The sequence below is a fragment of the Pseudomonas sp. LjRoot277 genome (genome assembly GCF_964253845.1).
In the GTDB taxonomy this organism is placed as follows: Bacteria; Pseudomonadota; Gammaproteobacteria; order Pseudomonadales; family Pseudomonadaceae; genus Aquipseudomonas.
The window spans coordinates 472,454-485,543 of the sequence record NZ_CAXURI020000001.1; the positions used below are offsets into that span (position 1 = coordinate 472,454).

Consider the following 13,090-nt stretch of genomic DNA (forward strand, 5'->3'; position numbering starts at 1 on the left):
GTGCTGAGTGCCGAGCTGAAGGCGTTTTACATGGTTGCCCGTCTGGGCAGCATTACCCTGGCGGCGAAAAAACTCGGTCTGAGCCAACCCACGGTGACCACGCAGATTCGCAATCTGGAAAGTCAGTACTCGGTTGAATTGTTCTACCGTGGTGGCCGCCGCCTCAGCGTCAGCGATGAAGGCGCGCGGTTGCTGCCGATGGTCAAGGCGCTGTTGCAGCAGGAAGCCGACATTGAGTTTTTCCTGCGTAACGGCGGTCAGGTCCAAGGCACGTTGCGCATCGCCGCTACCGCTCCGTACTACATCCTCGATCTGGTGAAGACCTTTCGCGAGCGCTTGCCGCAGGTGGAAGTGTCGGTGGAAATCGGCAACTCCCAGCAGGTGCTTGAAGCGCTGGAGGATTACCGGGTCGATATCGCTGCGTCTTCGCAGTTACTGGAGGATGCGCGGCTGATTCGCCGGGTGCTCGGCAGCGATCCGCTGGTGCTGGCGGTGCATCGCAATCATCCGCTGGCGGTCCACGAGCATGTTCCTCTGAGTGCATTGGCCGGGCATACGCTATTGATGCGCGAGTCGGGCTCGACCACTCGACGTCTGACCGAGGAATTGCTGGCCAGCGCCGGGGTGAGTTTCGGGCCGCTACTGGAGATTGGCAGCCGTGAGTCGATCCGTGAGGCGGTGCTGCGCAACATCGGCATCAGCATCATTGCCCGTCAGGAAGTGCCGCATGATCCGCAACTGCGCGTGCTGACCATCGAGAATGCGCCGCAGATTCCCGAGTATTTGTACTGCCTCAAGGAGCGAAAAGGCGCGCGGCTGCCGGCGGCGTTTCTGGGGTTGGCGCAGGAAATGGCTCCGGCATAGATCCCTGTGGCGAGGGAGCTTGCTCCCGCTGGACTGCGCAGCAGGCCCCTTCTTTTCAGGTAGAGAGAGGGGCCGCTTCGCAGCCCAACGGGAGCAAGCTCCCTCGCCACAGGTTATTCATTGTTCGTTCCATCCAACCCAAATCCCTGAATACCACTATCAGCCGTTTTTGCCTCACTGCCACATGACGGACGCATTACAAGTCCAGGATGGCCTTCATCTGCTTGATGAGGTCTGTCCATGAACCACTCGATCGCAACTGCCTTGACCAACCCCGGCGCCCCGATGAAAGTGCGTGGCGTGCAGAAACGCTTCGGCGCCTTCACCGCGCTGGATAACGTTTCCCTCGACGTGGCGGCCGGCGAACTGGTGTGTTTGCTCGGTCCGTCGGGCTGCGGAAAAACCACCTTGCTGCGCTGCATCGCCGGTCTTGAGAAGCAGGACAGCGGCGAGTTGTACCTCGGCGATCGCGACGTTTCCCACCTGGCGCCTCAGGCTCGGGACTACGGCATTCTGTTTCAGTCCTACGCGCTGTTTCCCAATCTCACCGTCGAAGCGAACATCGCCTACGGCCTCGCCGGCAGTGGTCGCGATGAAGTGCGCAAGCGTGTCGGTCAGATGCTGGAACTGGTCGGCCTGATCGGCAGTGAGAAAAAGTACCCCGGCCAATTGTCCGGCGGCCAACAGCAGCGCGTCGCACTGGCTCGGGCCTTGGCGCCGGCGCCTTCGTTGCTGCTGTTGGACGAACCGATGTCGGCGCTCGATGCCCGGGTCCGCGAGCATCTGTGCACCGAACTGCGCCAACTGCAGCGCAACCTCGGCATCACCACCCTGATGGTCACCCACAACCAGGACGAAGCCATGCTGATGGCCGACCGTATTGCCGTGATGAACAACGGCAAGGTCGAGCAATACGCCACGCCGCAGGAAATCTACGATCGCCCGGCCACACCGTTTGTGGCGGAGTTCGTCGGTCAGGGCAACTGGCTGCCATTCCAGCGCAGCAGCGACAGCCATGCCCAAGTCGGCGGGATGAACATGCGCCTGGCCGACGGCAGCGCCAAAACCGCGTCCGGCCGTTTGTTCTGCCGCCCGGAAGCGATCAACGTCAACCCGCCCGTGCATGAAGAAAACCTGTTCCCGGCCAAGGTTCGCGAGATCACCTTCCTCGGCAACCGCTGCCGCATGAGCTTCGAACTCGATCAACTGCCAGGCCATGCATTGCTGGCGGAACTGGCGCCAGAAGCCATGCCACGCCTCGGCGCCCAGCAGATCATGGTCGCCTTGCCACCGCGCAGCCTGCAGGTGTTTGCCTGATGAGCGCGAACCTCGCGCTGCCGATACCGCACAAGCAGGTTCGGCAGACCTCCCGTGCCGAAATCGGCGATCGGGTGTTCGTGGTCGGAGGCAAAGTCCTTTTGCTGGTGTTGCTCGGCGTTGCGGTACTGATGCCGTTGCTGGCGATCTTCTGGCGCGGCTTCAGCTCGGAAGCCGGGCAGGGCGGCGGTCTGGTGGCCGCCCGTGAACTGGTGACCAGTGCCAATTTCCATTGGTTGCTGGGCAACAGCCTGAAGGTTTCCCTCAGCGTCGCAGCGATTGTCGTACCGCTGGCCTACCTGTTTGCCTACGCGCTGCAACGCACATTGATTCCAGGCAAAGGCATTTGGCGCGGCATGTCGCTGTTGCCGCTGATGGCGCCGTCGATGTTGCCGGGTATTGCGCTGGTTTATCTGTTCGGCAACCAAGGCATGCTGCGCGGTTTGCTTTCGGACAATATCTACGGCTTCTGGGGGATTGTTCTCGGTGAGGTCATCTACACCTTCCCACACGCGCTGATGATTCTGCTGTCGGCGCTGTCCCTGGCGGATGCGCGACTCTTCGATGCTGCCTCCAGCATGGGCGCCAGTCCGGCGAAAGCTTTTCGCAGCATCACTTGGCCGGCAACCCGTCAGGCTGTGTTCGCGGCGTTCTGTCTGGTGTTCACCTTGACCATCACCGACTTCGGCGTGCCTGTGGTGGTCGGTGGTGATTATCAGGTGCTGGCGCTGGAAGCCTACAAAGCCGTGGTCGGCCAGCAACAATTCGGTCGCGGCGCGTTGATCGGCATGGTCCTGCTGCTGCCGGCGCTGTTCAGCTTCGGGGTCGACGCCTGGTTGCGTCGCCGTCACGGCGACTCCATGAGCGGCCGGGCGCAGGTCTTTCAACCGGCGCCGTCGAAACTGCGGGACGGTTGCTACCTGGCCATCGTGCTGCTGATCTGCGCGGTGTTGCTGCTGGTGTTCGGCATGGCGGTGTATTCGTCGCTGGTGAAATTCTGGCCGTACAACCTGTCGCTGTCGCTCAATCATTACCAGTTCAACGACACGGCGGGCGGTGGCTGGCTGGCCTACGGCAACAGCGTGAAGATGGCGTTGTGCACGGCGCTGATCGGCAGCGTGCTGATCTTCACCGGCGCGTACCTGATGGAAAAAACCAAGGGTCAGCGCGGGCTGAATCTGACACTGCGCATGCTCAGTTTCGTACCGATGGCGGTGCCGGGTCTGGTGCTGGGCCTGGGTTACGTCTTCTTCTTCAACCTCACCGGCAACCCGCTGCATGTGCTCTACGGGACCATGACCCTGCTGGTGGTCTGCACCATTGCTCACTATTTGACCACCGCGCAAATGACCGCCACCACCGCGCTGCGCCAACTCGATGCCGAATTCGAAGCCGCTGCGCTGTCGCTCAAGGCGCCGCTGTATCGGCATTACCTGCGCGTCACCGTGCCGATCTGTCTGCCGGCGCTGCTGGACATCGTGCGCTACCTGTTCGTCTCGGCCATGACCACCGTTTCGGCGGCGATCTTCCTCTACAGCCCCGACACCATCCTCGCGGCGGTGGCGGTGCTGAACATGGACGATGCCGGCAACGTCGGCGGCGCGGCGGCGATGTCGACTTTGATTCTGTTCACCTCGGCGGGCGTGTCCCTGCTGCTGGCCTGGGCGTCGCGCGGTTTGTTGCGCCGCTCCCAGGCCTGGCGGCAGACCGCGCCAGGCAATTGATTCGCTGCTCCTAAAACAGAAAGCCCCTCAACTCAAAAACAGGAAAAGATCATGTTCAAGCCCCTGGCCCTGGCCGCTGCTGTCCTCACCGCTTTCAGCCTGAACGCCTTCGCGGCGAAAACCGAGTTGACGGTGTACACCGCCCTCGAAGCCGAACAACTGAAGACCTATAAAGAGGCTTTCGAAAAGGCCAACCCGGACGTCGAGATCAAGTGGGTGCGCGATTCCACCGGCATCATCACCGCCAAACTGCTGGCTGAAAAAGCCCGTCCGCAGGCTGACGCAGTCTGGGGCCTGGCGGCTTCAAGCCTGGCGATCCTCGATCAGCAAGGCATGCTGCAAAGCTACGCGCCGAAGGACCTGGGCAAGATCGGCGGCAACTACCGCGACGCCGCCAACCCGCCAGCCTGGGTCGGCATGGACGTCTGGGCCGCGACCATTTGCTTCAACACCGTCGAAGCCGAAAAGCAGGGCCTGAGCAAACCCGTTAGCTGGCAGGACCTGACCAAGCCTGAGTACAAAGGCAAGATCGTGATGCCGAACCCGGCCTCGTCCGGTACCGGTTTCCTTGACGTCAGTGCCTGGCTGCAAACCTTCGGCGAGAAGCAGGGCTGGCAGTACATGGACGACCTGCACCAGAACATCGGCCAGTACGTTCACTCCGGTTCCAAGCCGTGCAAATTAGCGGCGGCCGGTGAATTCCCGATCGGCATTTCCTTTGAATACCCGGCCGTTCAGCTGAAACGCCAAGGCGCGCCGCTGGACATCATCCTGCCGAAAGAAGGTCTGGGCTGGGAGATCGAAGCGACTGCTGTGATCAAGGGCACGCCGCACGAAGAGGCCGCGAAGAAACTGGCTGACTTCTCTGCCAGTCCAGCGGCGATGGAGCTTTATAAAGAGAACTTCGCCGTGCTCGCGCAACCGGGTATTGCCAAGCCGCAGACTGAATTGCCGGCGGATTATGAGCAGCGATTGATCAAGAACGACTTCGCCTGGGCGTCGAAGAATCGCGACGAAATCCTGACCGAGTGGCGCAAACGCTATGACGGCAAGTCCGAGAAAGTGGCTGCCAAGTAACTGACTCACACCTTGTGGCGAGGGAGCTTGCTCCCGCTGGACTGCGCAGCAGGCCCCTTCTTTTCAGATAGAGAGGGTGGGCGCTACGCGCCCCAGCGGGAGCAAGCTCCCTCGCCACAAAAAGCGGGATTATCTTCATGACACACAACAACGACATGCTGATCGTCGGCGCGGGCATTCTCGGCCTGTCCCACGCTTACGCCGCCGCCAGGCGCGGTCTGAAAGTCACCGTTTTCGAACGCAGCGAAACCCCCTTAGGCGCATCGGTACGCAACTTCGGTCAGGCTCTGGTAACAGGCCAACCACCAGGCCCGATGCTCGAGCTGGCCAAGGCCAGTCGCGAAATCTGGGGCCAATGGGCGCAACTCGCCGGCTTGCAACTCAAGCGCAACGGCTCGTACCTTTTCGCCCGCACCGAAGCCGAAGAACACCTGCTGGAAGCCTTCTGCGCCGGTCGCGCCGTGGAACACGGTTACCGCGTCGACCTGCTGCGCGGCGCTGCATTGCGCGATTTGTACCGCGGCCAATTCAGCCATCACCGCGCCGCGTTGCACGGCATGGACGATCAGCAACTGTATTCCCGCGAAGCGATTCCAGCGCTGATCGACTACCTGCGCCGCGAACTCGGCGTCGCGTTTCACTTCTCCACCTTGGCGCGCGACATCGAGCCCGGCCGCTTGCACAGCACCGCCGGATCCTTCAGCGCCGAACAGATCATCGTCTGTTCCGGCCACGATTATCAGACGCTGCTGGCCGAGCCGATCGCCGAACTCAACCCGCAAATCTGCCGCCTGCAAATGCTCCGCGCTCGACCGCAAATCAACCTCAACCTGCAACACGCGTTGCTCACCGGTTTGAGCTGCGTGCACTACGGCGCCTTCGCCGATCTGCCGGAAGCGGCGGCGGTGCAGGCGCAGATTCTGCGAGACGAACCGCACCTGCATGAAAACGGCATTCACCTGCTGATCAGCCCAACACCTTATGGCGAATTAATCATCGGCGACTCCCACCATTACGGCCGCGATCCGTCGCCATTCAATGCCGAACAGGTGGACAACTGGATGATTGAGCTCGCGGAACACACCCTGGGCTGCAAGGTGCAAGTGGTGGAACGCTGGCAGGGTGTCTATGGTTCTCGTGGGCCGGGGCCGTTCTCGTTTCTACGTCCGATGCCGGGTGTGAGCGTGGCACTGATGCATACCGGTGTCGGCATGAGCGTCGGGCCGGCGATGGCTGAACGTAATGTAGCGGCGTTGTTGGGAGAGCGTTGATGGACCGCAATGAGCAAGTGATCGCCGAGGTATTCGCGCTGTACGAGCGCTTTGGCGACAGCGATTACATCGGCGAGCCGGTGTCGCAGATCGAGCACATGTCACAGTCCGCCGAACTGGCCATGGCCGAGGGCTTCGATGACGAAGTGGTGCTGGCGGCGTTCTTCCATGACATCGGGCATATCTGCGCAGAGAGTGCCGAGAACATGGGCGGCTTCGGCGTGGTCAGTCACGAGCTGTTAGGTGCGGATTATTTGCGCCGCGCAGGTTTCAGCGAGCGCATGGCGCGGCTGGTGGAATATCACGTTCAGGCCAAGCGTTACCTGACGCTGAAGGAATCGGGGTATTACGAGCGCTTGAGCGAAGCCAGCCGCCGGACGCTGGCGTATCAGGGTGGGGTGATGACGGTTGGCGAGGCTGAGGCGTTCGAGCGCGATCCGTTATGTGGGGTCAGTTTGCGCATGCGTCAGTGGGATGAACAAGCCAAGGAGATGAACGTGCCGCTGATTGATCTTGAAGTGCTGAAGGTGAAAGCAGCGGCGCTACTGGTCCAGGGGGAATGCCCTTCGTTCACTGATCACTCTACGGGCAATGTTTAGCGAAATTCCCTACCCCTCGCGGCGAATTGGCGCCATGGCGCGCAACGCGGTGGAGTCGTTAGTGTTTGAGCTTCTTTAATTGGCAAGGAATGCTCATGCGCTATTTGAAAGTCACCGTTCAGGATCGAATCGGCAACGGCTTGGCAGACTCTGTGTTACTGCAGTTCTATGAATCTGCTTGTACGCCAGGCGAAGATGTTCTGGTCAACAAAGCCTTTGCTCTGGATTTCGACGCCGATGGCAACGTCGATTACAAAATGGGCGATGTCACTAATGACGGCAGGGAAAACAGTGTGGACCAGCGTCTGCTGAAAACCTTCGCCAATGCCTGTCTCAAACTCAACTGGTTCAATCCCGGTGCTTCCACAAAACGCTATCTGAAGATCTTCGCCGAGGATTTTGCCGAAGATGGCAGCCCGGATACCGTGCGTTTGCATTTTCACGAAGGCAACGGGAAACCGACCGACAAGACGTTGACCCACACTGCAGCTGCCTACGACACGGATAACAACGGCACACTGGACTGGTCGATCCACTTTGATGTGGATAACGATGGCGATATTGATGCACTGGACCGTGGTTTGGTGTCGTTGCTGAGCGCCACTTACCTGAAGTTCAAATGGAAGTGAGCGCGAGGACGCGCTACTTGAAAGTGATCGCCCAAGCGCCGATCGGTCAAGGGCAGGATGGAATCGTGCGTTACCGGTTTTCTGAAAGTGATCATTTACAGCGTGAGGCAACGGACGCTGAACTTCGGTGGCTCAAGACCTTCGGCAAGACGTATTTGAAGTGTGCCTGGTACAACGAGGGGCAAGGCGAGGAGCGCCACTTACGGATCTTCTCGGAAAATCCAGGCGGTGATGGCACGCCGGAAACAGTGCGACTGCATTTTCATGAAGGGCAGACGATTGCCTATAAAGCAGCTGCCCGTGATCTTGATAATGATGGGGATTTTGAGCTGATATTGAGTTCGGATGTGGACAACGACGGGCGTGCTGATCGCACGGATCGGCGACGAGTCGCGTCGCTGGTGCGAGAATTTTTGAAGCTCGGCTGGTAGCTGACGCAGCGAGACCGAGGCGCTGCCTTCGCGAGCAGGCTCGCTCCCACAGACGAACGCATTTCAATGTGGGAGCGAGCTTGCTCGCGATGGGGCCAGCCCAAACACCTCAGTCACCAAGGTTTACAGCTGCTGCGCCAGCACCTCCACCTGCTCCTGTCGCTCCGCCTGATTCAACTTCGGATGCGCATTGAGCGACGACCACTGCGGATGCGCCCGAGCCTTGTTCAGTGCCTCGGGCAGTTTGCCTTCGCGCCAGGATTTGTCCTGGGGTGTGGCCACCTGAATGCTGTCCATCGCCGCATGCCCACGCGCATTGAGCGCTTGCAGCAGTTGCCGCTGACGCAATGCCAATAGCCGCAGCACGCTGTCGTCAACGGTTAGCTCTCGCTGGCCCTTGATCTTGCCCAGCAAGCGGCCGCCGTAACTGCGGGCTGTTTGCAGGGCACCGCCGGCAATTGCGCCGGCCAGTGCCGCTGCGCCAAGGGTCAGGCCGCCCACCAACAAATCGACCCCGGCCCCGGCTGCCGCGCCGGCCGCGATACCGCCACCGACTCGTACGCCGAGCTGTTTCAGGGTCTCCGGGTTGAACAGGTCGTCACCCCAGCGGCCATCGAGCAGTGGCAGATCGCTGGCCGCCGCGTCCTGTGGGCGGAAGGCATAGAGCTTGAGCAGGGCTTCGACGCAGCGTTGTTCCCGCTGTCGAACCGCTTTGCGCAGTTCGTTGATGGCTTGCTGTTCTTGCTCGGCTTCGCTGACCACGCTACGTCGGCACGCGGCGCAGTCGATCAATAATTCGGCAATCAGCCGCGCCGCACTCTGTTGCCGGGCCTGGCGTTGGGCTTGTTGATCGGCGATCAGACGTTCCAGTTGCGGGCGGGCGTTTTCCAGCAGCAGCGCGAGGCTTTCATACAGTCGACGTTCGCCATCCTCCGGCGGTGCAACGCTGTCGAAGCGCACCAAGGCGTGCAAGCCCAGACGCGCCAACGCTTCGCGCCAATCCGGCTCGCGGTGGTTGGCGCTGCTGACGAAATTCAGCACCGGCAGCAGCGGTTTGCCGCAGCTGGCCAACACTTCCAGTTCGTCGCGGTACTTGGCCAGCACCGGTTCCCGGGCGTCGATCACGTAGAGACCGGCGTCGCAGGTCAGCAGTTGCCGCAGCACCTTGGCTTCCTGTTCGAAACGCTGCCGGGCTTCGCTGCCTTCAAGGAAACGCGCCAGACGCGCCGGGCCGTCGAGGCGTTCACCCGGTCGTTCCAGACGTTCGAGGTAGTCGAGCAAGGCGATGGCGTCTTCCAGGCCGGGGGTGTCATAGAGATCGAGCAACGGCTCGCCGTCCACCGACAACCGCGCGCCTTCGACGTGGCGGGTGGTGCTGGGGCGATGGGAGACTTCGCCGAAGCCGACATCGCGGGTCAGCGTTCGCAGCAATGAGGTTTTGCCGACGTTGGTGTGGCCGACTACCGCGAGCTTCAAGGGCGCTTTCCATGGATTAGTCATGACCGCTTTCCAGCCAATTCAGTGGAGCGCAATCGGCGAACGGCAAGTCCAGCTGTTGCAACGCCACGTGCCAGTCACCCAGCCGTTCGGCGTCCAGCGCTTCGCCCGGCGGGGCTTGCAGCAGCCAGATGCGGGTGGCGCTGGCACTGCGGGCCAGTTCGGCGATCAGTGCCAGACTGCCGCGGTCCGGCGAACGTCGCGGATCGCAAGCGATGGCCAGACGGGCCGGGGGGAAGCGGCTCAGCTGTTCGAGGAGTTTGTGCCGCGATTCGCGACTGTCGAGAATCCCGGCGTTGCCCACGGTTTTCGGTAATTGCGGCGGCCAGGGGCGTTGATCGTCCAGCTCGATGGCGACCAACAATGCGCCATCGCTTTGCAGGTCGCTGACTCCGCTTTCAATACGATGCAATTGCTCTGGCGCAGCGTCGCTGATGCCCAGGCGTTCACTGGTCGGCATCAACCGTTCGCGCAGTTGGGCATAACCGGGCAGGTTCAAATCCAGACGTAATGCCGCTTGCCCGATTTTCCAGCGCCACAGGCAAAACAGCGCCAGCAACAGTCGCGGCAAAACGCCGTAGGCCACCAGCACGCCGACCAGCCATGTTGCCCAGGCCTGACGGGCGCTTTCGATGTTCAGCGCGGCATCGCCGCTGGCGCGGATCATCTCCACCGTCGGTACGTTGAAACCAAGCATGGTCGGCAGGGCACTGAGGGCCTGGGTCATGGCGACGAAGGTGTCGCCGCCCAGGAGCGTGGTTTCCCAGACGAAGCCGTAACGCCGGGTCGCCATCAGCATCAACAGCATCACCAGCGCACTGAGCATCGCCAACAACCACAAACCGTTGACCAGTACACCGACCGCCCAGCGATTGAGTTTCTGTCGTTGCAGCAAGAGCAGCAGGGCCGGCGCCAGTTGTGCAGCTTTGGCATCGCGAGCGAGTTTTTCGCTGAGCCATATCCATAAGCGGCCGAGGGTGGTGCCGTGTTCGCCAGCGAAGACCAGGCCCAATGCCCAGCTCAGCAACAGAATCAGGTTGAGGCCGAGCAGGCTGCCCAAGGCCCAGAACACATTCACCGGAGTTTGTCCGTCGCCCAACGCGGCAAACGCCAGACCGGCGCCGCTGGCGACGGCGAGAACAGCCAGCACCAACAGTGCCAGCCGCGCACCTTGCAGCCAATGTTTGAGGGCGCTGGTCAGTCCATCGCGCTCGGCCAGCCACAGGGCACGGCGTTGAATGCGTGTCGGCAGATCACCGCCCGCGCTGCGGGCCAGTCGGTTGGCTTCCAGATCATCCAGGGGACCGGCGTGTTCTTCACGCAGGCGCACCGTCTCGGTCAGCCAGAGGTTTTGCAGTGGAGTCAGTTCAGTCACGCGGCATCCCGTCGCTCAATTGAACGGTGAGCATAACCGCTGTGGCGCTTATCGGGGTACGGGAGGCTCTGGTATCCTCGCCGGCATGACTAAATCACTCCCCCTCAGCCTGATTGCAGCCTTCGGTGAAAACCGTGTGATCGGCGTCGACAACAGCATGCCCTGGCACTTGCCGGGGGACTTCAAATACTTCAAGGCCACCACCCTGGGCAAGCCGATCATCATGGGTCGCAAGACCTGGGATTCCCTCGGTCGCCCGTTGCCGGGGCGGTTGAACATCGTGGTCAGCCGTCAGACGGATCTGCTGTTGGAAGGCGCGGAGGTTTATCCGTCGCTGGAGGCTGCCGTTGTTCGCGCTGAAGAGTGGGCTCGGGAACAGGGCGTCGATGAGCTGATGCTGATTGGTGGGGCGCAGTTGTATGCGCAGGGGATGGCGCAGGCTGATCGGCTGTATTTGACGCGTGTGGCGCTGAGCCCGGAAGGGGATGCGTGGTTTCCGGAGTTTGATCCGGGCCAGTGGAAACTGGTGTCCAACACCCCGAATCCTGCTGAAGGCGACAAGCCTGCGTACAACTTCGAAGTGTGGGAAAAGGCCTAAAAGCTTCGCGAGCAAGCCCGCTCCCACAGTTGATCTCGGGTGTTCATAAATTCTATGTACACCGCAGGACCAATGTGGGAGCGGGCTTGCTCGCGAAGGCGGACTATCAGGCGCTACTTAAGCCTGAGCCAACTCCGAATGCTCATCCGCATCCAGCAGCTCTTTATCGGTCTGCTGCATGATCTGGCTGGTGATCGCACCGGCGGTAATCGAACCACTCACGTTCAACGCCGTACGGCCCATATCAATCAGCGGCTCAACCGAAATCAGCAACGCCACCAGTGACACCGGCAAACCCATCGCCGGCAACACGATCAACGCGGCAAACGTCGCGCCACCGCCCACGCCGGCCACACCGGCCGAACTCAGCGTCACAATCGCCACCAGCGTCGCGATCCACAGCGGGTCCAGCGGGTTGATGCCCACAGTCGGCGCAACCATCACTGCCAACATCGCCGGGTACAGACCGGCACAACCGTTCTGGCCAATGGTCGCGCCAAACGACGCGGCGAAACTGGCGATGGACTGTGGAATACCCAAACGGCTGGTCTGGGCTTCGATGCTCAGCGGAATGGTCGCGGCGCTGGAGCGGCTGGTGAAAGCAAACGTCAGTACCGGCCAGATCTTGCGGTAAAAGCGCAGCGGGTTGATCCCAGCGGCTGAAACCAGCAAGCCATGGACCACGAACATCAGGCCCAGCCCGATGTAGGAAACCACCACGAAACTGCCGAGTTTGATGATGTCCTGCAGGTTGGAGCCGGCGACCACTTTGGTCATCAGCGCCAATACACCGTACGGGGTCAGCTTCATCACCAGACGCACCAGGCGCATCACCCAGGCTTGCAGGGTGTCGATGGCGTTGACCACTTTCTGACCTTTTTCGACATCATCTTTCAGCAGTTGCAGCGCCGCGACCCCAAGGAACGCAGCAAAAATCACCACGCTGATGATCGAGGTCGGCTTGGCGCGAGCGAGGTCGGCGAACGGGTTCTGTGGAATGAACGACAGCAACAGCTGCGGCACATTCAGGTCGGCAACCTTGCCCGCGTAGTCGGTCTGGATGGTTTGCAGACGCGCCATTTCCTGAGTGCCGGCCACCAGGCCTTCGGCGGTCAGACCAAACAGGTTGGTCAAACCGATACCGATCAGCGCCGCGATGGCGGTGCTGAACAACAGCGTGCTGAGGGTCAGGAAGCTGATCTTGCCCAGCGACGAGGCGTTGTGCAGACGGGCCACGGCGCTGAGGATCGAGGCAAACACCAGCGGGATCACGATCATTTGCAGCAACTGCACGTAACCGTTGCCCACCAGATCGAACCAGCCGATCGAGGCTTTCAGTACCGGGTTGCCGGCACCGTAAACGGTGTGCAGAGCCACACCGAACACCACGCCCAGCACCAACGCGAGCAGGACTTTTTTCGCCAGGCTCCAGGTGGTGTGACGGGTTTGCGCCAGGCCAAAGAGCAGGGCGAGGAACACCAGCAGATTGAGGATCGGCGGCAGATTCATTGGAACTCCGATAAAGACTTGTGCCAGCTACCTTCCGGGGCAGCCGCGAACCGGCAAGCCTAACAGCTTGATATCTAATGAATTAATATCAAAAACATCTGAATACTGTCGTTTTTGGAATAAGCGAGTGTCGCTGACAGAGATGCAGCTGGCGCAATAGGCACGTTAGCGGTCGCAGGTAGACGAGAGGTGTCATATT

12 protein-coding genes are annotated in these 13,090 nt (G+C 61.0%); 9 read left to right on the forward strand and 3 right to left on the reverse strand.

The genetic code is table 11. The features are described from left to right. The 8 genes from ACSQ87_RS02245 (at position 1) to ACSQ87_RS02280 (ending at position 7,912) form a co-directional block, all read left to right on the forward strand. Positions 1-864, forward strand: a complete 864-nt coding sequence (locus ACSQ87_RS02245; protein WP_436273274.1) for a LysR family transcriptional regulator — start codon at positions 1-3, stop codon at positions 862-864. A 240-nt stretch (positions 865-1,104) separates the two neighbouring features. Continuing rightward, positions 1,105-2,181 (forward strand): putative 2-aminoethylphosphonate ABC transporter ATP-binding protein, encoded by a 1,077-nt coding sequence (locus ACSQ87_RS02250; RefSeq protein WP_095127046.1) that lies wholly within the window; start codon positions 1,105-1,107, stop codon positions 2,179-2,181. Beyond that, on the forward strand, positions 2,181-3,905 hold the full coding sequence (locus ACSQ87_RS02255; RefSeq protein ID WP_223429463.1) for a putative 2-aminoethylphosphonate ABC transporter permease subunit: 1,725 nt from the start codon (positions 2,181-2,183) through the stop codon (positions 3,903-3,905). The genes ACSQ87_RS02250 and ACSQ87_RS02255 overlap by 1 nt, the downstream gene beginning before the upstream one ends. A gap of 51 nt (positions 3,906-3,956) precedes the next feature. Continuing rightward, complete coding sequence (locus ACSQ87_RS02260; protein ID WP_150659029.1) at positions 3,957-4,982, forward strand: putative 2-aminoethylphosphonate ABC transporter substrate-binding protein; 1,026 nt, start codon at positions 3,957-3,959, stop codon at positions 4,980-4,982. A gap of 137 nt (positions 4,983-5,119) precedes the next feature. Continuing rightward, positions 5,120-6,253: a TIGR03364 family FAD-dependent oxidoreductase gene (locus tag ACSQ87_RS02265; protein WP_436273275.1), complete on the forward strand. Its 1,134-nt coding sequence runs from the start codon at positions 5,120-5,122 to the stop codon at positions 6,251-6,253. After that, the gene (locus tag ACSQ87_RS02270) at positions 6,253-6,852 is read left to right on the forward strand and encodes a phosphonate degradation HD-domain oxygenase (protein WP_436273276.1); all 600 of its coding nucleotides are present in this window, start codon (positions 6,253-6,255) and stop codon (positions 6,850-6,852) included. The genes ACSQ87_RS02265 and ACSQ87_RS02270 overlap by 1 nt, the downstream gene beginning before the upstream one ends. Positions 6,853-6,947: 95 nt before the next feature. Continuing rightward, positions 6,948-7,481, forward strand: coding sequence for a hypothetical protein (locus ACSQ87_RS02275; protein ID WP_436273277.1), 534 nt, complete (start codon positions 6,948-6,950; stop codon positions 7,479-7,481). Positions 7,482-7,504: 23 nt separating this feature from the next. Further along, positions 7,505-7,912: a hypothetical protein gene (locus ACSQ87_RS02280; RefSeq protein WP_224789273.1), complete on the forward strand. Its 408-nt coding sequence runs from the start codon at positions 7,505-7,507 to the stop codon at positions 7,910-7,912. A 123-nt stretch (positions 7,913-8,035) separates the two neighbouring features. Here the strand turns inward: ACSQ87_RS02280 and ACSQ87_RS02285 are convergent, their stop codons facing one another. After that, positions 8,036-9,412, reverse strand: a complete 1,377-nt coding sequence (locus tag ACSQ87_RS02285; protein WP_436273278.1) for a GTPase/DUF3482 domain-containing protein — start codon at positions 9,410-9,412, stop codon at positions 8,036-8,038. Beyond that, positions 9,405-10,784: a DUF2868 domain-containing protein gene (locus ACSQ87_RS02290; RefSeq protein WP_436273279.1), complete on the reverse strand. Its 1,380-nt coding sequence runs from the start codon at positions 10,782-10,784 to the stop codon at positions 9,405-9,407. Before ACSQ87_RS02290 ends, ACSQ87_RS02285 begins: the two co-directional genes overlap by 8 nt. Before the next feature lie 85 nt (positions 10,785-10,869). Here ACSQ87_RS02290 and ACSQ87_RS02295 point away from each other — a divergent pair, with 85 nt between their 5' ends. Then, complete coding sequence (locus ACSQ87_RS02295) at positions 10,870-11,382, forward strand: dihydrofolate reductase (protein ID WP_436273280.1); 513 nt, start codon at positions 10,870-10,872, stop codon at positions 11,380-11,382. A gap of 117 nt (positions 11,383-11,499) precedes the next feature. Here ACSQ87_RS02295 and ACSQ87_RS02300 read toward each other — a convergent pair whose 3' ends face one another. Continuing rightward, on the reverse strand, positions 11,500-12,891 hold the full coding sequence (locus ACSQ87_RS02300) for an L-cystine transporter (RefSeq protein ID WP_436273281.1): 1,392 nt from the start codon (positions 12,889-12,891) through the stop codon (positions 11,500-11,502). Between the last annotated feature and the right edge of the window lie 199 nt (positions 12,892-13,090).